19 protein-coding genes are annotated in these 22837 nt (G+C 69.3%); 10 read left to right on the forward strand and 9 right to left on the reverse strand.

Annotated features, from left to right (window positions below):
* Positions 1-234: 234 nt before the first annotated feature.
* The 7 genes from ribA (at position 235) to BLV92_RS24345 (ending at position 8674) form a co-directional block, all read left to right on the forward strand.
* Positions 235-885, forward strand: coding sequence for a GTP cyclohydrolase II (gene ribA / locus BLV92_RS24315; protein ID WP_090550031.1), 651 nt, complete (start codon positions 235-237; stop codon positions 883-885).
* A gap of 37 nt (positions 886-922) precedes the next feature.
* A complete protein-coding gene (locus BLV92_RS24320; protein ID WP_218151647.1) occupies positions 923-1837 on the forward strand; it encodes an SH3 domain-containing protein in 915 nt (304 codons plus the stop codon).
* A gap of 880 nt (positions 1838-2717) precedes the next feature.
* A complete protein-coding gene (locus BLV92_RS24325; protein ID WP_090550033.1) occupies positions 2718-3122 on the forward strand; it encodes a hypothetical protein in 405 nt (134 codons plus the stop codon).
* 282 nt (positions 3123-3404) lie between these two features.
* Positions 3405-4103, forward strand: coding sequence for a response regulator transcription factor (locus BLV92_RS24330; RefSeq protein ID WP_090550035.1), 699 nt, complete (start codon positions 3405-3407; stop codon positions 4101-4103).
* Positions 4100-5521, forward strand: coding sequence for a FecR family protein (locus BLV92_RS24335; RefSeq protein ID WP_090550037.1), 1422 nt, complete (start codon positions 4100-4102; stop codon positions 5519-5521). The genes BLV92_RS24330 and BLV92_RS24335 overlap by 4 nt, the downstream gene beginning before the upstream one ends.
* Before the next feature lie 11 nt (positions 5522-5532).
* Positions 5533-7962 (forward strand): CHASE2 domain-containing protein, encoded by a 2430-nt coding sequence (locus BLV92_RS24340; RefSeq protein WP_090550040.1) that lies wholly within the window; start codon positions 5533-5535, stop codon positions 7960-7962.
* An 88-nt stretch (positions 7963-8050) separates the two neighbouring features.
* Complete coding sequence (locus BLV92_RS24345) at positions 8051-8674, forward strand: DUF4136 domain-containing protein (RefSeq protein WP_167627136.1); 624 nt, start codon at positions 8051-8053, stop codon at positions 8672-8674.
* A gap of 118 nt (positions 8675-8792) precedes the next feature.
* Here the strand turns inward: BLV92_RS24345 and bluB are convergent, their stop codons facing one another.
* The 4 genes from bluB to BLV92_RS24365 form a co-directional block, all read right to left on the reverse strand.
* Positions 8793-9509 carry a 5,6-dimethylbenzimidazole synthase gene (bluB, locus tag BLV92_RS24350; protein WP_090550044.1) on the reverse strand — a complete coding sequence of 239 codons (717 nt, stop codon included), beginning with the start codon at positions 9507-9509 and terminating at the stop codon, positions 8793-8795.
* 134 nt (positions 9510-9643) lie between these two features.
* Positions 9644-10618, reverse strand: a complete 975-nt coding sequence (locus tag BLV92_RS24355) for a flagellar brake protein (protein ID WP_244283903.1) — start codon at positions 10616-10618, stop codon at positions 9644-9646.
* 224 nt (positions 10619-10842) lie between these two features.
* Positions 10843-12321 carry a sodium:solute symporter family protein gene (locus BLV92_RS24360; protein ID WP_090550049.1) on the reverse strand — a complete coding sequence of 493 codons (1479 nt, stop codon included), beginning with the start codon at positions 12319-12321 and terminating at the stop codon, positions 10843-10845.
* Complete coding sequence (locus tag BLV92_RS24365; RefSeq protein WP_090550052.1) at positions 12318-12536, reverse strand: DUF3311 domain-containing protein; 219 nt, start codon at positions 12534-12536, stop codon at positions 12318-12320. Before BLV92_RS24365 ends, BLV92_RS24360 begins: the two co-directional genes overlap by 4 nt.
* A 227-nt stretch (positions 12537-12763) precedes the next feature.
* On the opposite strand from BLV92_RS24365, the gene BLV92_RS24370 reads away from it, so the two are divergent.
* The gene (locus BLV92_RS24370) at positions 12764-13438 is read left to right on the forward strand and encodes a MarC family protein (protein WP_090550054.1); all 675 of its coding nucleotides are present in this window, start codon (positions 12764-12766) and stop codon (positions 13436-13438) included.
* Positions 13439-13499: 61 nt separating this feature from the next.
* Positions 13500-14333 carry a class II glutamine amidotransferase gene (locus BLV92_RS24375; RefSeq protein WP_090550056.1) on the forward strand — a complete coding sequence of 278 codons (834 nt, stop codon included), beginning with the start codon at positions 13500-13502 and terminating at the stop codon, positions 14331-14333.
* A 19-nt stretch (positions 14334-14352) separates the two neighbouring features.
* Here the strand turns inward: BLV92_RS24375 and BLV92_RS24380 are convergent, their stop codons facing one another.
* The 4 genes from BLV92_RS24380 to treF all read right to left on the reverse strand — a co-directional run bounded on the left by BLV92_RS24380 (position 14353) and on the right by treF (position 20190).
* Positions 14353-16347, reverse strand: coding sequence for a PAS domain-containing hybrid sensor histidine kinase/response regulator (locus BLV92_RS24380; RefSeq protein ID WP_090550059.1), 1995 nt, complete (start codon positions 16345-16347; stop codon positions 14353-14355).
* A 130-nt stretch (positions 16348-16477) separates the two neighbouring features.
* On the reverse strand, positions 16478-17437 hold the full coding sequence (locus tag BLV92_RS24385) for a glycosyltransferase (RefSeq protein ID WP_090550061.1): 960 nt from the start codon (positions 17435-17437) through the stop codon (positions 16478-16480).
* A gap of 221 nt (positions 17438-17658) precedes the next feature.
* Positions 17659-18333, reverse strand: a complete 675-nt coding sequence (locus tag BLV92_RS24390) for an HAD family hydrolase (protein ID WP_090550064.1) — start codon at positions 18331-18333, stop codon at positions 17659-17661.
* A 141-nt stretch (positions 18334-18474) separates the two neighbouring features.
* Positions 18475-20190: an alpha,alpha-trehalase TreF gene (treF, locus tag BLV92_RS24395; RefSeq protein WP_090551393.1), complete on the reverse strand. Its 1716-nt coding sequence runs from the start codon at positions 20188-20190 to the stop codon at positions 18475-18477.
* Positions 20191-20539: 349 nt separating this feature from the next.
* Here treF and BLV92_RS24400 point away from each other — a divergent pair, with 349 nt between their 5' ends.
* Entirely contained in the window at positions 20540-21712 is a 1173-nt protein-coding gene (locus BLV92_RS24400) for a 4-hydroxybenzoate 3-monooxygenase (protein ID WP_090550066.1), read from the forward strand.
* Positions 21713-21774: 62 nt separating this feature from the next.
* On the opposite strand, the gene BLV92_RS24405 is transcribed toward BLV92_RS24400, so the two are convergent.
* Positions 21775-22827 (reverse strand): Ldh family oxidoreductase, encoded by a 1053-nt coding sequence (locus BLV92_RS24405; protein ID WP_090550069.1) that lies wholly within the window; start codon positions 22825-22827, stop codon positions 21775-21777.
* Positions 22828-22837: the final 10 nt, after the last annotated feature.

Raw genomic sequence — 22837 nt, forward strand, 5'->3', positions numbered from 1 at the left:
CGCGGGCGCGGCGCCGCCCGCGCCATGGGAAGGCGATTTTCAGTATAGGCGGCACGCTGTAATCGGGTTGTCGGGGTATATGCGGGGGCGGCGTATCGGCCGTCGGAAGCGTTCGCCCGAAAATGGAACGCACTGTTGCCGGCAGGGGCGGCCGTCGTCAAATGGCGTTAAACTCCGGTTCCTAACTTCACCCGGCCGAGCGCCGGCACTACGCCAGTCATCCGCTTCAGAACCATGCCTACGCTTCCCGAGTCGCCTTGCGCCAGCGGCGAGAATGCCAACGAATGCGTCGTGCTCGACGCCACCGCGTCGCTGCCGACCCGCTACGGCACGTTCACGTCCTGTGTCTATCGCGTGAAGGACGGCGGCGCCGAGCATCTCGCGCTCGTGATGGGCGACGTCGGGAACGGCGAACCCGTGTTGACCCGGCTCCACTCCGAATGCCTGACCGGCGACGTGCTCGGCTCGTATCGCTGCGATTGCGGCGAACAGCTCGATCTCGCGCTGCACTACATCGCGGCCGAAGGGCGCGGCGTGCTGCTGTACCTGCGCGGCCACGAGGGCCGCGGCATCGGACTGTCGAACAAGATTCGCGCGTATGCGCTGCAGGAGCAGGGCCGCGACACTGTCGAAGCGAATCTCGATCTCGGATTGCCGGACGACGCGCGCGAATACGATTCGGCGGCTGCGATCCTGCGTCTGCTGAACGTGTCGTCGGTGCGGCTGATGAGCAATAATCCGAAGAAATTCGACACGCTGGCGAAGCACGGCATTCCGGTGCAGGAGCGGGTTGCGCTCGCGATCCCGGTGCGCGAGGAAAACGAGCGCTACATCCGCACCAAACAGGCCAAGTTCGGCCATTACTACTTCGAAGAAAACGAATAAGCCGGCGCCCGCGTGCCGCCGGATGGAGAAATCAACGATGCAGAAGCGCGATACGGCGCGCGTCCTCGTGGCGATGGCCGCGCTCGCCGGCCTTGCCTGGCCTTCGGCGCAGGCGTTCGCTCAGGTGTCCGCGTACACGAGCAGCCCGGTCAATCTTTATGCGGGACCGTCCGGCGACTATCCGGTCGTGTCGGGGATCGGGGCCGGGGTGCCGGTTACGGTGATGGGCTGCGTCAGCGACTATTCGTGGTGCGACGTCGCGCTGCCCGACCTGCGCGGCTGGGTCTATGCCGCGTATCTGTCATATCCGTATCAGGGCGAATACGTGCCGCTGGAGGGATACGGCTCGGTGATCGGGCTGCCGATCATCGGCTTCTCGCTCGGCACGTATTGGGGCAGCTTCTATCGCGACCGGCCGTGGTACGGCGAGCGCGACCGCTGGGCGCACGTGCCGTCGCCGGGTTATGGCGGCCGTCCGTCGGGGTCGCCGCCGCGCATGCGTCCGCCGGAAGGCGGGTATGCGCCGGGATCGTATGGGCGTCCGCCGGAAGGAGGCCGTCCGCCCGCGCCGCCGCAGGGCGGCATGCGTCCGCCGGAGCCCGAGCGTCCTGGCCAGCCGCCGGCGGGCGGTCATCAATGGGGGCAGCCGCCGGGGTTTGCCGGCAACACGCGCGGCGATGGCGGCGCGCCGCGGCCCGCGCCCGGCGGCAACTACGGCCAGCCGCATCCGATGTCGCCTGAAGGGGGCGGACGCCCGCCCGCGCCGCAGCCGGATCGCGGTTTCCATCCCGGCGGTCCGGGCGGCGGTTTCGAGCACGGTGGCGCGCCCGCGATGCGCGCGCCGGCGCCGATGCCCGCACCGGGCCGGCCCGCGGGGCCTCCGCCGCAGGGCGGCGGTCATCCGTCAGGCGAGGGTGGAGGCAATCGGGGCGAGGGGCGGCAGCCAGGTTGATGATGGTTTCATCCGCGATGGCCGCGTGCCGGCCATCGCGTTCAACATAAGTCGCGCGGCGTTTCGGCCGGCACAGCTTCCCGTCTGTGGGACACCGCCTTCAGCGCGGCTTATGCACGGCGACCGTCGCCCGTTCAGGCGATATCGGATGGCCTGGCACTCCATCCCTGGCCGCAGGGTTTTGTAATCCTTCTCCTCCGCGCATCATTCCTCGCGCGCACCCCCCCCGCCGCATAGAAATATCAAAATTCTGTCAGAGCGACACTTATCGTTGTCGTTTTTTAACCGATTCCCGTCGGATTTGACAATCTCTGACAATTCCTCCGCACACTTCGCGAGACAATGGCCGCGTCTGCCCGGCGCCGTTTCGCGTCGCGCAACGAAAGAACACAGGTCCGCATCGAGTCCGCTGCGAGCCGGAATTGTGCTACGGGGGTTCGGTGCCGGACGTCGTCTGGCGGTGCTGGAACGAGGAAGCTAGAGCGAACCGCAGTTCGCCGGACAACGCTGGGAAAGTCAGCGCTTCAGGGAGGAATGGCGACAGTCGCGGTTGTCTCGCGTGTAACGAGGCAAAACGGCGGGCGGGTGGCGGATGCCGGGCGGTGGCGTCCGGTCCCGTCCGCCGCGCAGGCCGATGCGACAGCCGCGCCGGCGGACCGGTTCACGGATCCGCCGGCGCGCGGCATTCGGGCCGGCGGGCCGGACTGTCGCCGCCTTTTTTTGCCCGGCACACGGGCGGCGGATCAAAGGGAGAAGCGGGTGCGCAGGATCGGCTACCCGGCGCTGCGCGGTTCGTCGCGCAGCGGGCCGCGCGCGCCGCGCCGGCCCGGTCGCGCCGGACGGCGGACCTGCGTCGCGTATCCCGAACGAGAGAGATTCCATGCTGTTTTTTCGATCCAGCATCATCCAGTTTCCGCCCGATTCGCGCGAGCGCGACCGGGTCGGCGGAGCGGGCTTCGAGCGCGTCGAACTGGATCTCGCTAACGACCGGCATGCGCGGGCCGCGATGGAGGCATATGCCGACTCGTGCGAAGCCGAGATGCCGTGGCTCGGCGAGGCGCTGCGCGAATCGCGTCACGGCCGCTCGGACCGGCTGACGCAAGCCGCGCCCACCGTATTGCGCGTGTTCCGGCTGGCGCAGGCGAGGGCTGCTCAGCAGTCCGACTATTCGCACGCCGCGTGGGAACACGTGCGCGCGCAACTGGCCGCGGTGCTGGCGCCGCCGCCGGTCGGCGACGCGGCCTCGACAGACCCCGAGAAGCATGTCGCCAGGCTGCATGCGTAGCGCCCCGCGACACACGGCGTCCGCCGTGCGCAGTCACGGAGCGACGATGTTTTCGACTATGATCAAGGTCCCGTGTACAGGCGCTCCCGACCATCACGTACGCCGGTCAATTTCGAGACAAGCGGCGGCGCTAAGGTTGCGCGCAGGGTCCTCCTCCGCGACGCAGCGATGCGCATCGACAGCGGTTTCGCCGTCGGCCGGCACGCGGCTGGCGGGCGACGCCGTCCGTCGTCGAGACCGGACCATCTATTCAATCAATAACGAGCTTGCGTGCGGGGCACTATGAGAATCGCAGTACTGGACGACGATCCGGCCCAGACCGACTTCATCTGTCAGACCTTGACGGCGGCGGGGCATGCCTGCCATGCGTTCGCGAAGGGCGGCGAACTGGTCAAACAGTTGCGCCGGCAGACATTCGATCTGCTGGTGCTCGACTGGAACGTGCCGGACATGGCCGGCGACCAGGTGTTGCACTGGGTGCGTCAGAGCCTGTCGACGCGTCTGCCGGTGCTGTTCATGACGAGCCGCAGCCGCGAGACCGACATCGCCGCGATGCTGAACAGCGGCGCCGACGACTACGTCGTGAAGCCGGTGTCCGCGCCGGTGCTGATCGCGCGCGTCGGCTCGCTGCTGCGCCGCGCGTACCAGTTGCAGCCGCCGACACTGAAGGAAACGTTCGGCACCTACGAGTTCGATCTGAAGATGCGCCAGGCGTCGGTCAGCGGCCGGCCGGTCGCGCTCACGCAGAAGGAGTTCGACCTCGCGCTGCTGCTGTTCCAGCACCTGAGCCGCCCGCTGTCGCGCGCGCACATCCTCGACGTGATCTGGAAGCAGTCCACCGACATTCCGTCGCGGACGATGGACACGCACGTGTCGATGCTGCGCTCGAAGCTCGGCCTGCGGCCGGAAAACGGCTACCGGCTGACGCCGATCTACGGCTACGGCTACCGTCTCGAACGCGTGGACGGAGACGACGCGTGACCGCGCTCCGCGTCACCCGGCCGTTCGCGGATGCGTTCGGCCTGCGGGCGTCGTCGCTCGGCTTGTGGTTCGTCGCCTCCGCAGTCGCATTCGCCGCGGGCGCGGCCGACGCCCGCGAGCCCGCCGCGCGCGTCGCGCCGCCGAAGCCGGCGACGGTCACCTACGTGACGAGCAAGGGCGATACGCTGTACGACATCGCCGCGCGTTATCTGCGCAATCCGGCCGACTGGGCGCGGCTCGCGCAGATCAACCGCGTGGACGCGCCGCGCCGGCTGCCGGCCGGCGTCAAGCTGCTGCTGCCGGTCGCGCTGCTGCGCCAGGACATGCCCGGCGCGAACGTGCTCGCGACGAGCGGCCCCGCGCAGCACGCGTTCCGCGACGGCCCGTATCTGCCGCTGATCGAAGGCACGCAACTGGTCGAAGGCGATCGCGTGCGCACTGGTTCCGAAGGTTTCGTCACGCTCGAACTGACGGACGGCTCGCATCTGATGATTCCGCCGGACACCGAACTCGATCTGTCGACGCTGCGGCAGACCGTGCTGACCGGCACGACCGACCGCGTCGTGAGCCTGCGGCGCGGGCGGGTCGAAAGCGAGGTCACGCACGCGACGAAGAAGGACGACCGCTTCCAGATCCGTTCGCCGTCGGTGGTCGCCGGCGTGCGCGGCACGCGCTTTCGCGTGAACTACGACCGCGACAGCGGCTCGACCGCGGTCGAGGTGATCGAAGGCGCGGTCGGCGTCGATGCGTCGTCGCAGGCGCCGGCGGCCGGCGTGCCGCTGCGCGCGTCCACCCAGCTCGTCGCCGCGAACTACGGCAGCGTGACCGCGCGCGGCGGCGCGATCGGCGCGCCGGTGCCGCTGCTCGCCGCGCCGACGCTCCTGAACGCGTCGAAGGTCCAGGACGGCGACGACGTGGCGTTCGACGCGGCGCCGGTCGAAGGCGCGCGCGGCTATCGCGCGCTGATCGGCCGCGACGCGGGCCTGCTCGACACGATCCGCGACGTGCGCACCGACGGTCCGCACATCCCGGTCGGCGCGCTCGACGACGGCACGTACTTCGTGCGCGTCACCGCGATCAGCGCGGACGGTCTCGAAGGGATGCCCGGCACCTATGCGTTCGAGCGCCGCCATATGGGCATCGGCGCGTCCGGCGGTCCGGCCGACGGCGTGCACAGCTACCAGTTCCGCTGGTTCGTCGACCGCCGCGCGGAGAGCACCAGCTTCCGCTTCGTGCTTGCCGCTAATCCCGACCTGCGCACGCCGCTCGTCGATCGCCCAGACGTCGGCGGCGGCCACGTCGTCGTCAGCAACCTGCCGGCCGGTGTCTATTACTGGTCGGTCGTCGCCGGACAGTTCGACCGGGGCCGCTACTACGAGAAGGCCACCCCGGTCCAGTCGTTCCGGCTCGACCGGTGACGGAGCCCCGCATGGGCGTCCAGCCGGGCTCGCGTCTTGGCCGCTCGATCGGACGCCGGTTCCTGTTCGAATGGGCGGGCACCGCCTGCGCCGGCATCGTGGTCGTGCTGCTCGGCGTGCTGTGGCATCTGACGTCCGGCATCGATCATCTGGTCTACGACCGTTATCTGAACCTGCGCTCGCGGCCCGCGTCGCAGGACATCGTGCTTGTCGAGATCGACAACGCGAGCATCGACGCGTTCGGCCGCTGGCCGTGGCCGCGCAGCGTGCACGCGCAACTGGTCGACCGGCTCGCGGACGCCGGCGCGGCGGCGGTCGTCTACGACGTGTTGTTCACCGAGCGTTCGCCCGACGATGAGCGCTTCGCGCGCGCGCTGTCGCGCGTGCCGTCGTTCCTGCCGATCCTGCTGAACCCCGCCGACGACAGCGGCCGCCGCGTCGCGGTGCGGCCGGTCGGACCGCTCGCGCAGGCGGCGGCCGGCCTCGGCCACATCAATCTCGAAGTGGACAGCGACGGCATCGTGCGCAGCGTCGCGCTGTTCGAGGGCGACGCGGATTCGCGCTGGCCGCAGTTGATGGTGCCGCTGTGGCGCAAGATCCGCGACGGCGACGTGAAACTCGCGGACCGCGCGGCCGCGACGCGCGACGCCGCCGATCCGTCGCATGCCGCCGGCGCGGACAGCGAGGCGCGTTTCCTGATCCCGTTCGGCGCAGGCGCGAACGCGTACCGGAAGGTGTCGTTCGCGCAGGTGCTGGCCGGCCAGGTGCCGCCCGACCTGCTGCGCGGCCGCGTGGTGCTGGTCGGCGTCACCGCGTCCGGCCTGTACGACCGCTTCGCGACGCCGCTGTCCGGCGAACTGGGTCCGCTGCCCGGCGTCTACATCCACGCGAACGTGCTCGATACGCTGCTGACCGGCACCGCGATCCAGCCGGTGTCGTCCGCGTGGGTCGTCGCGGTCTCGCTCGTGCCGCTCGCGCTGCTGGTCGCCGGTTTCCTCGTGCTGTCGCCGTGGCGCACGCTGTTGCTGCTCGTCGGGCTGGTCGCGGCATCGCTCGGCGGCAGCGCCGCGCTGCTGTACGGCGCGCGGCTGTGGCTGTCGCCGGTGCCGGCGATCGTCGCGCTGCTCGTCGTTTATCCCGCGTGGAGCTGGCGGCGTCTCGAAATGACGATGGCGTATCTGCGCAAGGAACTGCGCCGGCTCGCGGACGAACCGTATCTGCTGCCCGAGGCGCAGACGCCCGCGGTGCGCGGCGAGTTCGGCGGCGATGCGCTCGCGCAGCAGATGGCGCTGATGGCGCAGGCCGCGCAGCGGCTGCAGGACATGCGCCGCTTCGTGTGGGACAGCCTCGACGCCGTGCCGGAGCCGATTCTCGTCGCCGATCTGCGCGGCGTCGTGCTGATCGCGAACCACGCGGCGCGCGCGTATTTCGAGCGGCTCGGCGCACGCGCGACCGAAGGCCGGCTGATGAGCGACGCGTTCGGCGACGTCGAGTTCGTGAAGACGATCGACAGCGGCGCGGATGCGACGTCGCTCGCGCGCGCGAACTGGCCCGCGCCGCTCGATCCGGCGCGCGCGGAGTTCGCCGCATTGATGGCGTCCGGCGTCGAAGTGCGCGCGCGCGACGGCCGCGACTACCTGCTGCGCTACGCGCGTTGCACCGATGCGCAGGGGCAGGCGGTCGGCTGGATTGCGGGCCTCGTCGACGTGACGCCGCTGCACGACGCGGAGCGTCAGCGCGAGGATGCGTTGCGGCTCCTGTCGCACGACATGCGCTCGCCGCAGGCGTCGATCGTCGCGCTGGTCGAGACCGAGCGCAAGCGCGGGTCGATCGAATCGGAGCCGGCGCGCGCGGTGATGGAGCGCATCGAGCGTTATGCGCGCCGCGCGCTGAAGCTCGCGGACGACTTCGTGCAGCTCGCGCGCGCGGAGTCGCAGACCTACACGCTCGAACCGGCGAGCCTCGCGGACTTGCTGATCGACGCAAGCGACGAAGTGTGGCCGCAGGCGCGCGCGAAGCGCATCCAGATCGACACGCAGTGCGACGGCGACGAGATGGGCTGGATCAGCGCGGACCGCTCGCTGATGACGCGCGCGCTCGTGAACCTGCTGAACAACGCGGTGAAGTACAGCCCGGAAGATACGCGGATCGTGTGTACGATACGCATGGCGACGGGCGGGGCGACCGGCGGGGCGTCGCGCGTGATCTGCGCGATCAGCGACCAGGGTTACGGGATCGCGGCCGAGGACCAGACGCGGCTGTTCGAGCCGTTCCGCCGCTTCCATGCGGGACAGCGGCCGGAGATCAGCGGCGCGGGGCTCGGGATGGCGTTCGTGTGGACCGTCGTCACGCGTCATGGCGGCGACGTCGGCGTCGAAAGCGAGCCGGGCAGGGGGACGACGATCACGCTGTCGCTGCCCGCGCTCGATGCGCCGCCATGAGGCGGCGCTCCCTTTTCATCGAAACGCGCAAGAACGGGCAGCCGCGCGGACGCCGCGCCGCCGCCGAACATTCCAACGGAGTCATTCAGTGAAGATTGTGTCGATGACCGGCATCGCGTTGGCGATGGCGCTGCTTGCCGGATGCGCGGGCGTGACGACCGCGGTGCAGACGCACGGCGGGTTGCCTGTCGCGTCGCGCACCAATGGCGGCGCGTCGCACGCGCAGGAGGCAACGGCGTATCGCCTCGTGCGCACGCCGGCGCAACAGGCGTTGTCGGACGATCCGCCGTACGAGGCGATGCTGCGCGACGGCCTCGCGAAATACGGCTTCGTGCAGCGCGACGACGGCGCGAAGTATCTGGTGTCGGTCGCATGGGCGACGCGGCCGGACGACATCGGCGTCGGCTCCGCCGATTGCGCGCATGACTGCCTGCCGTCGACCGGCCCGGCGTTTCCGTGGTTCGGGCAGACGTATCTGCACGAACTGACGCTGCGCTTCTTTTCGCTGCCGGACGGCAACGCGGTGTACAAGGTGACGACCGTGAAGCGCGACCGCCATGCGGACGCGCAGCAGGCGCTGCCGTATCTGGTGTCGGGCGCGCTTGCGCGGCTGCCGTATGGGGACGCGCCGCAGTGGCGCGTGAAGCTCGACGGCAAGGCCGCGGCCGGTGCGTTGCCGGCGGTCGTGTCGGTGGCGCCGGTCGAGCGTTGAACGGGTATTCGCGGGAGTGGAAAGACGCATCGTGCGTGCCGGTCGTATCGGCACGCTCGCTCGCATCGCGGGTGCGGCGATCGCGGCGTCGGGCAATCCGCAACGAACCGCGTAACGGCTAGTCGCCGGGTGTGGCAGCCGGACCGGCCGGCGCATCGTCTCCGTTGATCCGCCCGGCCGCATCGAACCGCGCATCGTCCGGCCAGCGGTTCTCGTGCACGCACTCGCGCAGCGGACGCCGCCGCGCCCATCGCTCGGTCTCCAGCATCGGCTCCGGATAATAGTCGGCCACCTGCCCGATGCACAGGATCGCGACCGGCTTCGCGCCGGCCGGCATCGCGAGCATCGCGCGCACTTCGTCCACGTCGAACAGCGACACCCAGCCCATCCCGAGCCCTTCCGCGCGCGCCGCGAGCCACATGTTCTGGATCGCGCACGCGACGGACGCAAGGTCCATCTCCGGCAGCGTGCGGCGGCCGAACACGTGCGCTTCGCGCCGGTCCATCAGCGCGACGACGAGCAGTTCGCCGCATTCGCGGATGCCTTCGACCTTCAGCTTCATGAACGCGTCGCCGCGTTCGCCGAGCGCATCGGCGGTCGCGAGCCGCTCGCGTTCGACGGTCGCGTGAAGCCGCTCGCGCAGCGCGCGGTCGGTGATCCGCACGATGCGCCACGGCTGCATGAAACCGACGCTCGGCGCATGATGCGCGGCGTCGAGCAGGCGTTCGAGCGTCGCCGGATCGACCGCGCCGGGCATGAAGTGCCGCATGTCGCGGCGCTCGTAGATCGCGCGATAGACGGCCGCGCGTTCCGCTTCGTCGAAGGGTAAAACCATGATGGATGAAACCGCGCAAGCCGGCGGGTCGCGCAGCGAAGTGGAAGTCGCGCCGATCGTACCACGCGGCCCGTTAGCCACGATGGACGAACCGGCGCATGTGCCGGGGTTCGGCGGCGCGGGCGTGACCCGCGTTATTTCACGCCGCCGGACCAGTACATCAGGTCCTCCTGGCGGTCGAACACGTAGGCCTTCATCGCGATCTGCTCGGCCGGCGTCAGGTGGTCGAGTTCGAGGCCGTGCGCGATCGACGGGTCGTCGCCGCGCGCCGGCTGCACGTTGCGGATGATCGCGGTGGTTTCGACCGGCGCATCCAGCGCCGCCGAGCGCAGCCGGAACGCGATCCGCACGCGGTCGCCGACCGCGCCGAGCTGCAGCGACGCGGTCAACGACAGCCCGACCGCGCTGATGCCCTTCGCGAGCCCGATGCCGTCGTAGCCGATGCCTTCGTCGCCGATCCCGTAGCGCACCGGAATCCGCGCGTTCACGCGGATCGACTTGCGTTGCCGCAGCCGGCGGATGGCGGCCGGCGCGGATAGCACCACGTAATCGAGCGGCGCCTGGTGGAGCGTCAGCACGGTGCAGACGAAACGAAACACGGCCTGGCTGGCGATCGCGACCATCTCGACGTTTTCGCCGGGCAACAGCGGCATCGGATGTCCGTCGATATGCGGCGGCGTGACGAACAGCGCGCCGTTCGGCGCGAAGCCGATCAGCCTGCACGGCTGCATCGGCGAGCCGCCGTTCACCTGGGTGCGCAGCCCCATCGACGCGCCGATCGTCAGGTGCATGTCGCGCACGCTGGCCGGCGCCGGCGGCGGTTCGTTCGCGGCGTCCGCGTGCGGCCCGGCGGCCTCGGCCGAGGCGGGCAACGCGTCGCCGCGGCACGGCGCGAAATGCTCGAACAGGAACGCGCGCTCGCTGTCGTTGACGAGCATCGCGCCGCGTTCGAACAGCAGCGTGCCGTCGCGGTCGACGACCGGCCATGCGAGCGGCGTGCCGACCGGCAGCGCATCCGGGGTGAGGACGGCCGACGCGATATCGGAAGAAGAAGGCGTGGACTCGGCGGAGGCGCTCATGGCGAACAGACTGTGAAAAGGGCGGTTCATTTTACGGCCCCTTGATGCAAAACATGAAGTCTCTCGCGCGAAGTCCTTCATGCGACTGCGGGAATGCCTGTGGCCGCACCGCGTGGGCGATGGGACACGCGATGCAGTGTGATGCGCCGCGTCGTCGAGGCGGCCGCGCGTTTTGCTGCGCGGCCGCTTGCGTGGTTATCAGCCGTGTCGTTGGCTGTATTCGTCAGCGGCGGTACGGCCGCGCTGCGCGCGGCTCAATGCGCGCCCGCGTGCGTGGGCTCTTCGTGCGTGCGCGGTTGCGTGATCGCGCTGACGATCGCGAGCACGACGACGTTCACCGCGAGCGCGAGGAAGCCGATGTTCACGTCCTTCAGCGCATCGGGCAGGAACGGCATCAACTGGCCGATGCTCGTGTGCATCGTCGTCGTCGCGACCACCACCGCGACGCCGGCGACGATCCCGCAGAACGCCCCCTGCTTCGTCGCGCGATTGCGCGTCGCGAGGCTGCAGATCAGCGCCGGGAACAACTGCGTGACGAAGTTGTAGCCCATCAGCAGCAGCGAGACGATCGTTTCGCCGCCGTGCAGCGTGAACGCGACCGCAACCAGCGCGAGCACCGGCACGAAGAAACGCGCGAGCCGCGCGACCTTCGCGTCGTCCGCGTCGCGGTTCAGCGCGCCGCGATACACGTCGTTCGCGAGCAGCGTCGACGCGGACGTGAGGATCATCGAGCCCGGCACCAGCGCGGTCAGCACGCCGGCCGCGCCGATCACGCCGACGAACCACGGGTCGAACGTCTTCAGCGAGAGCAGGAACAGCGACAGGTCGATGTCGCCGCCGGTCAGGCCCGGCACCTTCAGCACCGCCGCGAAGCCGCAGAAGAACACGAACAGCAGGATCAGCTGATAGAGCGGCAGCAGGATCGCGTTGCGGCGGAAGATACGGTCGTTCTTCGCGGTGAACGCCGAGCCGAACGTGTGCGGCCACATGAAGAAGCCGAGCGCGGTCAGCAGCACCGTCGACTGGAACCACGTGATGCCCTGGCCGCGCGGCGGGAACGTCAGGAAGCCGGGTTTCGCGGCGTCGATCGCGCGGAACATCTCGCTCAGGCTGCCGTAGTGATGGATCGGCAGATAGATGCCGAGGAACAGCGCGATCGCGAGGATCATCACGTCCTTGACCGCCGAGTTCCACGCGCAGCCGCGCACGCCGGACACGATCACGTACGCGGTGACGACGACCGCGCCGATCCAGATCGCGGTCGTCGACGAGATCGCGCCGTACGACGCGGTCGCGACGATGATCCCGAGCCCCTTGAACTGCAGCACGAGGTAGGGGACGAGCGCGGCGACGTCCACCAGCGCGACGAGCACGCCGAGCGACGGGCTCGAATACTTGCGCGTGAAGAAGTGCGGCTGCGACATCAGCCGGTGCGTTTTCGCGTAGCGCCAGATCGGCGGCAGCATCCAGTACGACAGGATGTACGCGAGCGTCGCATACGCGAGGATGTAGTAGACCGGCGCGCCCTTGCCGTACGCGAAGCCGCTGCCGCCGAGGAACGTGAACGTCGTGTAGATCTCGCCGGCCATCAGCAGGAACACGAACACGGTGCCGAAGCTGCGTCCGCCGACCGACCACTGTTCGAGGTTCATGTCGTGGCCGCGGCGCGCGCGCATGCCGAGCCATAGCGCGGCGAGCGTGACCGCCGCGATGATGACGAGTGCGCTGCTCATGGGCGCGCCTCCGCGTCGGTTGCGTCGGGCGGCACGCGGTTTGCCGGATCGAGCAGATAGACGATGCCCATGATGACGGACGTCAGCACGACCCACATCACGATCCACGCGAGCACGAGCGGCATGCCGAGTATCAACGGCTCGGTGCGGTTCACGAACGGCACGCCGAACAGGATGCCGATGAAGGGCAGCACAGCAAGCAACCTCAGTGACATGGACCTCTCCCTGGACTGTGGGCGTCATCGCCGGATTATGACCGGATGACTCTATGCCTGTCCTGCGCGTGCCGTAAAGAAACCAATAATAATGAATGTCGTTTGAAAGCATGGTGCCGCGCGAGCCGCGGCCGTGGCCGATCCATTAAACTTGCGGGCAGCCGGGCCGTCGCCACCGCACGCCCTTTAACTGGACCGCCCGACCGCCGGATCACCGGACCGACTCAATGATCGACAGCCTGATTTCAGACATCCTGTTCGGCTTCACCGGACTCATCAGCATCATCAACCCCGTCAGCGGCGCGTTCGTGTTCTTCGACCGCACCTCGTCGTTCAACGACGGGCAGCGGCGGATGCTCGCGAAGCGCGTCGCGATGAATTCGTTCTGCGTGCTGCTCGTCGCGTTTTTCGTCGGCACGCCGATCCTGCATTTCTTCGGCATCTCGATCGAGGCGCTGCGGATCGGCGGCGGCCTCGCGGTCGCGGTCGCCGGCTGGCAGATGCTGTATGCGCCGGACCGGCAGCCGGACGCGCCGCAGACCGTCGAGCAGTTCGACCCGCACCTCGCGAATGCGAAGGCGTTTTTCCCGCTGACGATCCCGTTCACGACCGGCCCCGGCACCATCGCGACCGCGATCGCGCTGAACGCGAACCGAACGCACAAGCTGTCCGCGTTCCTGCTGTCGAGCGTCGCGTCGATCGTGATCTCGGTGCTCGTCGTGCTGGTCGTCTATTTCGTCTATGCGCGGGCCGCGCGGCTCGCGCAGTATCTCGGCGTGGACGGCACGCGCGTCGCGCTGCGCGTGTCGTCGTTCCTGCTGCTGTGCATCGGCGTGCAGATCATCCTGACCGGCCTCGAAGGCTTCCTCACCCCGATCGCCACGCTGCGCGCCGGGCAATGAGCGAACCGCGGGCCCGATGGCCTCATGGTCCGCGTTTCGCATCGACAGGAGAACCCGCATCATGTGCCGCTGGCTCGCATACTCCGGCAATGCCGTGCCGCTCGAAACCGTGCTGTTTCGCGCGCGGCATTCGCTGATCGACCAGAGCCTGCATTCGACGCTCGGCGTGACCACGACGAACGGCGACGGCTTCGGGCTCGGCTGGTATCAGCATCCGCACGACATCCCGTATCGCTACCGCAGCGTGCATCCCGCCTGGAACGACCGCAACCTGCGCGAACTCGCGCGCGCGGTCAGCGCGCCGATGGTCGTCGCCCACGTGCGGGCCGCGACGCATACGCCGGTGCAGGAAACGAACTGCCATCCGTTCCGGCATCGCCGCTGGCTGTTCGCGCACAACGGGCTGATCCGCGACTTTCCGCTGATGCGGCGCGACCTCGTCGTCGCGATCGACCCGGGGCGCTTCAATACGATCGAAGGCTCGACCGACTCCGAGGTGATGTTCTGCCTCGCGATGACGTTCGGCCTCGAACATGCGCCGGTGCCCGCGCTCGAACGGATGGCCGGTTTCGTCGAGGCGACCGGGCGCGCGCACGGCGTCCGCGAGCCGCTGAACATGACGGTGTGCGCGAGCGACGGCGAGCAGTTGATCGCGGTGCGTTATTCGAGCGAGCGGCAGTCGCGCTCGCTCTTTCACAGCACGTCGTTCCGGCATCTGCACGAACTGTATCCGGACGACCCGCGCATCGCGGCGGTCGGCGACGACGCGTATCTGATCGTGTCCGAGCCGCTCGTCAGTTTGCCGGATGCGTGGGCGGAGGTGCCGGAAGCGACGGCGATCGTCGTGCGCGGCGCGCGGATCGACTATCTGCCGTTCACGCCGCGCGTGGACTGACGCGCCGGCCGCGGCGGCGCTACGGCCGCAGATGCGCGATGCTGCGCGCGAAACGGCGCTGCGCGGCGCGCGTCAGCACCTCGTCGAACAGCGCGACGTCCACCGGTTTCACCAGATGCATCTCGAAGCCGGCCGCGCGCGTGAGTTCGATGTCGCCGGCCTGGCCGAAGCCGGTCATCGCGGCGAACACGGTGTCGGCGAGATGGGGCAGCGTGCGCAACTCGCGCAGCGCGTCGTAGCCGTCGATCTCGGGCATCGCGATGTCGATCAGCGCGGCGTCCGGCGTGAAGCCTTCGACCTGCTCGCGCGCCTGCGCGGCGCTGTACGCGACGCGCACGTCGTGGCCCTTCAGTTCGAGCAGCATCGCGAGGCTGTCGGCCGAATCGCGGTTGTCGTCGACGACGAGCACGCGCAGCGGCGGCAACTCGCCGAGCGCGGCCGGCGCGCCGTGATGCGCGGCGGCCGCCGGCATCGTCGCGCCGTCGCGCACGAGCGGCAGGCGGATCGTGAACACGCTGCCGCGCCCCGGCCCCGCGCTCGCCGCGTCGATCGTGCCGCCGTGCAGCTCGACGAGCGAGCGGCACAGCATCAGCCCGATGCCGAGGCCGCCGTCGTTGAGGCCGGGAATCACGCTGTCCTGGCTGAACAGCCCGAAGATCGTTTCGAGCGCCTCGGCGCGGATGCCGCGGCCGTGGTCGCGCACCTGGATCTGCACCGCGCGCGCGCCCGGCGTCACGTCGACCGCGACCTGGCCGCCGTCCGGCGAGAACTTCGATGCGTTGTGCAGCAGGTTCTGCAGCACCTGCATGAGACGGGTTTCGTCGCCGGTCATCATGATCGGCGCGGTGGGCATCTGCACGTCGATCCGCTGGCGGCGCGCGGCGGTGAACGGCTGCGCGGCTTCGACCGCGCGGGTCACGACGTCGCGCAGGTCGAGCCGCGCGTCGCGCAGCTCGATCTTGCCGGACGTGATGCGGCCGACGTCGAGCAGGTCGTCGACGAGCCGCGTCAGATGGCCGATCTGCCGGTCGATCAGGTCGCGCGCCCGCGCGATGTCGGGGCTCACGTCGCCCGCCAGCTGCATCATCGCGATGGCGTTGCGCACCGGCGCGAGCGGGTTGCGGAGTTCATGCGCGAGCATCGCGAGGAACTGCTTCATCTGCTCGCTCGAACGTTCGAGTTCCGCGTTGCGGCGGCTTTCGGTCATGTCGCGCGTGACCTTCGCGAAGCCGTTCAGCCGGCCGTGGCCGTCGTGCACGGCGGTCAGCGTGACGGCCGCCCAGAACATCGAGCCGTCCTTGCGCACGCGCCAGCCCTCGTGCAGGCAGCGGCCCTGCGCGGCCGCCGCCTTCAGTTCGCGCTCCGGCTTGCCGGACGCGACGTCCTCCGGCGGATAAAACGCCGAAAAATGCTGGCCGACGATTTCCGCCGGCCGATAGCCCTTCAGGTTCGTCGCGCCGCTGTTCCAGCTCACGACGAAGCCGTTCGGATCGAGCATGAAGATCGCGTGGTCGCTGACGCTCTCGACCAGCAGCCGGAAGCGTTCCTCGCTGAGACGCAGCGCCTCCATCTGGCGGCGCTCGGCGGTCAGGTCGCGGGTGATCTTCGCGAACCCGGACAGCGTGCCGTCGCGCTCGCGCAGCGCGGTGATCACAACGTTCGCCCAGAACGTGCCGCCGTCCTTGCGCACGCGCCAGCCTTCGTCCTTGAAGCGCCCGTGCAGCGCCGCCTGTTCGAGTTCGTGATCGGGCCAGCCGCGCTGCACCGCGTCGGGCGTGTAGAAAAGCGAGAAATGCTGGCTGATGATCTCGTGTGCTTCGTAGCCCTTGATGCGCTGCGCGCCGGCGTTCCACGTGAGCACGTGGCCGGTCGGGTCGAGCAGGAAGATCGCGTAGTCCTCGATCGGCTGCACGAGCGCCTCGAAACGGCGCTCGGTCGCGAGCGTGCCGGCCGTGCCGGCGGGCGCGGACGTGCGGCTCTTACGCGATTCGAGGGCGGATTCGGGCGTCGTCATGGTCTGCGGGGCCGGCGGGGGACGCCGTGACTGCCGGTCGAAGCCGGCGCGCGAGGGCGGGCGCCGCGATCGGGGTATTCAATGGTACCCGACGCATGGCCGTGCCGCGAGTGCCGGCGGGCGGCCGCCTCTACCACGCGCGCTGGCCCGAGCGGTCGGGCTTCTCGGCCATCGCCGGGATGCCGGTGCGGACGTTGCGCTCCGCGCGGCGCACCTGGCGTGTCAGCAGCGCGACTTCGGGCGGCACGACGCGCCGCCGCGACAGTGTCCAGAACGCGCCGCGAAAGAGCGAAAAGCCGGCCGGCCCGAGCGAATGCTGGCGCGCGAACACCGCCAGCGCGTGGCCGGTCGCGCGCAGCGCGTCGCGCACCGGCAGGCGCATCCACGCGACCCATGCGGAGTTGCGCGCGAGCGCGCAGTGCTGCGCGCGCGTGAACCAGCGCGTGAGCGGCTGCCGATGCGCGAGCGCCTGTTCGCAGTAGACGATCGAATGACCGGCCGACAGCACGTCGAGCGCCGCGAGTTCTTCCGCCGCGCCGGCCGCGAGCCGTTCCTCGTAACCGCCGACCGCGCGGAACACGCGGGTGCGCAGGATGCATGCGCCGGCCATGTAGTTCGCGAGCGCGGGGCCGGGCAGGCCGTCCGCGCCCGGCGACGTCGCACCGAGCATCAGGCAGCCGGGATGGATCTCGCGCTCGTCGTCGCCGACGACCCGCGCATTCAGCACCGCGACCTGCGGGTTCGCGTCGAGCAGCTGGACCGCGCGCGCGAGCGCGCCGGGCGCCCACCAGGTGGAGTCGTCGCAGCACGCGACGTAGTCGGTCGAGACGAGCGCGATCGCGCGATTGAAACCGGCGGTGCCGAGGTCGCGCAGTCCCTGGATGATCCGCACCTGCGGAAACAGCGAGCCGAGCAGGCTGATGGTGGCGTCGCCCGAGCCGTTGTCCGCGACGATCACGCGAGGCGCTTCGGGCAGCGCGGTGAGGCGCGCGACCGTATCGACAGTTTGCCGGACGTGATTGCGCGACAGCACGACCACGGTGATGCGCGGCGCGGGTTGCGCACGGGGAGCGGGAGCAGAGGCGTTCATCGCGGATCGGCGGCGCGAGCCGGCCGTCTCTTTTAAGCGGTCGCAGTCAGCATACGCCGATGGCGCGTGCCGTGCACCGGACGGGGGTGGCACGGGGCGCGGCCATTGCAGCGGGTCGGACGGCCGCGACGCATGACCGTCCGAACCCGGTCCCGCAGCAAGCGGCGTGCCTGGCGCGGCGTGCCGCCGGCGGTTCGGCGCGGCCGACGCGGCTGACTGGTTCAGGGCCGCGCGGCCACCTCGTCGAGATGCCACAGCAGGTCGGCCGGGTCTTCGTACACGCGCAGCGCGCCCGCGCGCTCCAGTTCCTCCGCCCCATAGCCGCCGGACAGCAGGCCGACGCCGAGCGCGCGGCAGCGTCGCGCGGCGAGCATGTCCCATACGCTGTCGCCGACCACGACCGTCTCTTCGACCGGCACGCCGAGCCGCAGCGCCGCGCCGATGAACAGGTCGGGGTCCGGCTTCGCGTGGCGCACCTCGTCGCGCGTGACGACGGTCGTGACGGCCGGATCGACGCCCAGCGCCGCGAGGTTCACGGACGCGGTCGCGAGCCGGCCGCTCGTCGCGATCGCCCAGCGCGTGCCGGACTGCGTGAGCGCGTCGAGCAGTTCGCGCGCGCCGGGCAGCGGCCGCACCTGATGGCTCAGGCGGCGGTACGCGTCCGCGTGCATCTGCTGAAGCCGTTCGATGCGCTCGGCGTTCATCTCGGTCTGCGTCTCGCGCAGCAACTGGTTCAGGAACAGGCCGCCGCTCATGCCGATCCGGCGATGAATGCGCCACACGGACAACGCGAGGCCGTCGGCGTCGAGCGCCTCCTTCCATGCGAGCACGTGTTGATACACGCTGTCCACGAGCGTGCCGTCGAGGTCGAACAGAAAGGTCGTTTCGTGGCGCATGAAGGGCTCCGGCAATGGCGTGACGCTGCGGGGAAGCGCAGCGCCGCTCGCGGCCCGCGCCCGAAAAGTGTACGCCGGCCCGCGCGCCGCTGCGTGCGCGGCCGCCGTGCGGTTCGACGCAGCGGCTGCGGCGCGGCCGCGCTAGTGCTGCGTCTGCACGGCCGGCGCGGTCTGCGGATACATCGCGAGCAGCGCGCGCAGCACGCCGTTGGTCCAGCCGAAACCGTCCTGCAACGGATACTCGCCGCCGCCCGCCGACGACGCCTTCGCGGCCGCCGCGCTCACGTCGTATTTCTCGACGAGCTTGTGCGTGCGCTGGTAATAGACGAGGTTGGTGTCGATCCAGCGCGTCGCGATGGTCCGCGCGAGTTCGCTGTCGCCGTAACGGCGCAGCCCGGCCACCGCGATGTATTGCAGCGGCGCCCAGCCGTTCGGCTCGTCCCATTGCTGGCCGCTCGACGTCTGGGTGGTCGCGAGGCCGCCCGGACGCAGCAGTCCGGCGCGGACCGACGCGGCGACTTCGCGCGCCTGCGCGCGCGTCGCGACGCCGAGGAACAGCGGATAGAGCGTCGCCGCGGTGAGCCGGTGCGTGAGCGTGCGATGCTCGAAGTCGTAGTCGCCGAACGCATGAAGCTGCGGGTCCCACAGCACGCGGTCGATCGCGGCGACGCGCCGCTGCGCGTGCTCCGTCATCCGCGCGGCGGCGCGCGCGTTGCCCTGGATGCCGTACGCTTTCGCGAGCGTGCGTTCGAGTCCGACGAGCAGGCAGTTCAGATCGACCGGAACCAGCGACGTCACGTCGATCGTCGCGAGCGTCCGGTTGTCCGCGAACCAGCGCGAGCTGTAGTCCCAGCCGGTTTCCGCGCCCGCGCGCAGGTTGCGCCACAGGTCGGCGGGATCGCGTTGCGGCATCGCCTGCGACGTCAGCACGTCCTCGCGATACGACTCGTCGCGGGGCGTGCCGCGTTCGTCCCAGTAGCGGTTCATCAGCGTGCCGTCCGCGAGCCGGACGACGTGGCGCGCGGCGTCGCCCGGCTTCAGTCCTTCGCTGCCTTGCATCCAGTACGCGTATTCCTTCTGTAACTGCGGCAGATACTGAAGATAGACGGCGTCGCCGTCGTGCTCCGCGACGAGGCTCACCATCTGCGCGAAGAACGGCGGCTGCGAACGGCTCAGGTAATACGTGCGGTTGCCGTTCGGAATGTGGCCGTAGCGGTCGATCAGCGTCGCGAAGTTCGCGAGCGCGTCGCGCGCGAGTTCGGGCCGTCCGCTCGCTTCGAGGCCGAGCATGATGAACCACGTGTCCCAGTAATAGATCTCGTCGAAGCGGCCGCCGGGTACGACGTACGGTCGCGGCAGCGGCAGCAGCGACGAATACGGATTCGCGTTCGCGTCCGGGTTGCGCATCAGCACGTTCCATAGCGTGTCGATGTGCGCGACGACGTCCTGGTTCGGATCGGAAACATAGTGGTCGTCCGCGTGCGTCGGCGGCGAGAAGTAGCGGTTCACGAACTGCGTGAGCGCGGCCTGCTGCGCGGCGGGATCGGCGGCATTCGGGTTCTGTTGCCGGAAGTCGTCATAGGCGGCGACGATCTGCGCGGGCGGCACGTTCGGCAGCATGTCCGCGAAGGTCTTGCTGTCCGCGAAGACCTGCGCGAGTTCGACGTCGCGATAAAGCTGGCCGTACAGGTCGGACGGCGGCTGCGGTGTGGCCTGTTGTTGCTGCGGCGTCGTGGCGGCGGCCGGCGCTTGCGTCGTCTGCGCGGCGGACGTCGGCGGCAGCGCGGCGACGCATGCGGCGGCGATCAGCGCAAGCAGGGCGCGCGATACGCGGCGTGTCGTTTCGAGGCGTGGCATCGGGAAATTCGGCATGGGCATCGTGGCAAGAAAGCGGAGAGAAAGCAAAGCGGTCGGATCGGAAACCGCGTCGCGATAGCAAGCCGCGTTCCGTTGCCCTGGTCGCCGCGCGTTTCCGCAAGGGCTGCCGCGTGGCCGTTGCCGTTATCCCGGTTTCCGGTCGGCACTCGCAAATTCTGCAACTACATGGAAATTTTGGGACATGGGAGTGGAAGGCTTCGAGGCCTGCATTCCCGCGTCAACCAGCTATTCGCGATCGGGATAATGCCTATTCGAGATATCGCGTTGCGCGATACGGCGGCTCGCAGCGACACTTGCGCAAAATCAATTTCGCATAGGAGACATCGCAATGCGCACGCAAGTCGGCATCGTCGGCGCAGGTCCCGCGGGCCTGCTGCTTTCCCATCTTCTTCATCTGCGCGGGATCGAGTCGGTCGTACTCGAAGCGCGCGGCCGCGACCAGATCGAATCGACGATCCGCGCAGGCGTGCTGGAGCAGGGCACGATGGACCTGCTGACCGAAACCGGCGTCGGCGCACGGATGAGGGCCGAAGGCGCGGTGCATCACGGCTTCGAACTGGCGTTCGAAGGCCAGCGCCGCCGCATCGACCTGACCGGCCTGACCGGCAAGTCGATCACCGTCTATGCGCAGCACGAGGTGCTGAAGGATCTCGTCGCCGCGCGCCTCGCCGCGAACGGCGCGCTGTATTTCAACGTGTCCGGTACGTCGCTGCACGGCGTCGATACCGACACGCCGTCGATCCGCTTCACGCACGACGGCGAAGCGCAGGTGCTGCATTGCGACTTCGTGATCGGCTGCGACGGCTCGCAGGGCGTGTCGCGCGCGGCGATTCCGGCCGCGCTGCGCAACGACTACGAGCGCGTGTTTCCGTTCGGCTGGTTCGGCATTCTCGTCGAAGCGCCGCCGTCGTCCGACGAGCTGATCTATGCGCGCCACGAGCGCGGTTTCGCGCTCGTCAGCACGCGCTCGCCGAACGTACAGCGGATGTATTTCCAGTGCGATCCGAAGGACTCGGCCGATCAGTGGTCCGATGACCGCATCTGGGCCGAGCTGCATGCGCGCGTCGATTCGAGCGACGGCCGCCATGTGGTCGAAGGCAGAATTTTCCAGAAGAACATCGTCGGGATGCGCAGTTTCGTATCGGCGACGATGCAGCACGGCCGCCTGTTTCTCGCGGGCGACGCCGCCCATATCGTGCCGCCTACCGGCGCGAAGGGGCTGAACCTCGCGGTGTCCGACGTGCGCGTGCTGAGCCGCGCGCTCGATGCGTTCTACAAGGAGCGCCGCACCGACCTGCTCGACGCATACAGCGCAACCGCGCTGCGCCGCATCTGGCGCGCGGAGCACTTCTCGTACTGGATGACGCGGATGATGCACCGGCTCGACGACGCGTCGCCGTTCGAGCAGCGCCTGCAGGTGGCCGAACTCGAACACGTGACGACGTCGCGCGCGGCGGCCACCGCGATGGCCGAGAACTACGTCGGCTCGGTGGCCGTCTAGCGCGTCGTCGTTCGGAGTCGCCGTCGGCTTCGTCGTTGAGCGTTGCCGTTCCGCCTCGCTGTTCAGACCGCTGCGAGCGGCGCGATGCCCAGTTCGGCGGCGAGGTCGGCGAACGGCTTCCTGACCGACTCCGGCAACTCGATCGTCTTCTCGTGCCGCGCGCGGTTCGCCGCTTCGTATTCGCCCGGGTATTGAACCGGATGCGCGGGGTCTTGCGGCGGGCAGTTCAGCAGATACGCGAGGAACGACTCGACTTCCTGCGAGCGCCACGTCTGGTTGAAGTCCAGTTGCGGGTCGAGCACCAGCGCGAACAGGTTGTTCGTCGCGACGCCGTGGCGCGGATTGTCCGGCTGGATCGTGCCGCCGCCGGACAGCACGCCCGCGAGCAGTTCCGCGACGAGGCCGAGCGCATAACCCTTGTGGCCGCCGAACGGCAGCAGCGCGCCGGGCGGGTCCGCGAACAGCACGCCGGGGTCGGTGGTCGGCTGGCCGTTGGCGTCGATCAGCGAACCGGGCGGCGCGGGCAGGTTGTTTTCCGAGAGCACGCGCGCCTTGTTCACCGCCATCGCGCTCGTCGCGATATCGACGACGAACGGCGGCCGCCCGCCCGGCAGCGGTCCGGCGAAGCACAGCGGATTCGTCGTCAGCCGCGGCTCGGTGCCGCCGAACGGCGCGACCGTCGGCGAGCGGTTCGTCACGTTGCTGAACGCGAGCAGCACCAGGCCGTGCTGCGCGACCAGTTCGCCGTAGTGGCCCATGCGGCCGAGATGGTGGCTGCGCCGCAGCGTGACGATGCATTGCCCGCGTTGCTGGGTGCGCGCGATCGCGTCTTCGATCACGACCTTGCCGACGTGCTGGCCAAAGCCGTTGTGCCCGTCGTAGCCGATCAGCGCGCCGTTGTCGACGATGCGTTCCGGCCGGCCGTCGAACGCGACGTAACCTTCGGTCAGCACGCGCCGGTAGTGCGGCAGGATCGACATGCCGTGGCTCGCGTAGCCGACGCGATCGGATTCGATCAGATGCTCGGCGACGTCGTCCGCGATGTCGGCCGGCACCGCCAGCTTCATGAGGGCGCCCGCCGCGAAACGGCGCGCGTCGTCGATGGTGACTTCCATTGCAGCTCCC

It is taken from the genome of Paraburkholderia caballeronis, from assembly GCF_900104845.1.
Lineage (GTDB): Bacteria > Pseudomonadota > Gammaproteobacteria > Burkholderiales > Burkholderiaceae > Paraburkholderia > Paraburkholderia caballeronis.

Excerpts from the sequence above, each read along its gene's own strand:
- BLV92_RS24370 (WP_090550054.1), top strand. The coding sequence starts at position 12,764 with ATGATCGACAGCCTGATTTCAGACATCCTGTTCGGCTTCACCGGACTC.
- BLV92_RS24400 (WP_090550066.1), top strand. The coding sequence starts at position 20,540 with ATGCGCACGCAAGTCGGCATCGTCGGCGCAGGTCCCGCGGGCCTGCTG.
- BLV92_RS24355 (WP_244283903.1), bottom strand. The coding sequence starts at position 10,618 with ATGAACCGCCCTTTTCACAGTCTGTTCGCCATGAGCGCCTCCGCCGAG.
- BLV92_RS24375 (WP_090550056.1), top strand. The coding sequence starts at position 13,500 with ATGTGCCGCTGGCTCGCATACTCCGGCAATGCCGTGCCGCTCGAAACC.
- BLV92_RS24390 (WP_090550064.1), bottom strand. The coding sequence starts at position 18,333 with ATGCGCCACGAAACGACCTTTCTGTTCGACCTCGACGGCACGCTCGTG.
- BLV92_RS24360 (WP_090550049.1), bottom strand. The coding sequence starts at position 12,321 with ATGAGCAGCGCACTCGTCATCATCGCGGCGGTCACGCTCGCCGCGCTA.
- BLV92_RS24325 (WP_090550033.1), top strand. The coding sequence starts at position 2,718 with ATGCTGTTTTTTCGATCCAGCATCATCCAGTTTCCGCCCGATTCGCGC.
- BLV92_RS24385 (WP_090550061.1), bottom strand. The coding sequence starts at position 17,437 with ATGAACGCCTCTGCTCCCGCTCCCCGTGCGCAACCCGCGCCGCGCATC.
- BLV92_RS24330 (WP_090550035.1), top strand. The coding sequence starts at position 3,405 with ATGAGAATCGCAGTACTGGACGACGATCCGGCCCAGACCGACTTCATC.
- BLV92_RS24405 (WP_090550069.1), bottom strand. The coding sequence starts at position 22,827 with ATGGAAGTCACCATCGACGACGCGCGCCGTTTCGCGGCGGGCGCCCTC.
- bluB (WP_090550044.1), bottom strand. The coding sequence starts at position 9,509 with ATGGTTTTACCCTTCGACGAAGCGGAACGCGCGGCCGTCTATCGCGCG.
- BLV92_RS24320 (WP_218151647.1), top strand. The coding sequence starts at position 923 with ATGCAGAAGCGCGATACGGCGCGCGTCCTCGTGGCGATGGCCGCGCTC.
- treF (WP_090551393.1), bottom strand. The coding sequence starts at position 20,190 with ATGCCACGCCTCGAAACGACACGCCGCGTATCGCGCGCCCTGCTTGCG.
- BLV92_RS24365 (WP_090550052.1), bottom strand. The coding sequence starts at position 12,536 with ATGTCACTGAGGTTGCTTGCTGTGCTGCCCTTCATCGGCATCCTGTTC.
- BLV92_RS24340 (WP_090550040.1), top strand. The coding sequence starts at position 5,533 with ATGGGCGTCCAGCCGGGCTCGCGTCTTGGCCGCTCGATCGGACGCCGG.
- ribA (WP_090550031.1), top strand. The coding sequence starts at position 235 with ATGCCTACGCTTCCCGAGTCGCCTTGCGCCAGCGGCGAGAATGCCAAC.
- BLV92_RS24380 (WP_090550059.1), bottom strand. The coding sequence starts at position 16,347 with ATGACGACGCCCGAATCCGCCCTCGAATCGCGTAAGAGCCGCACGTCC.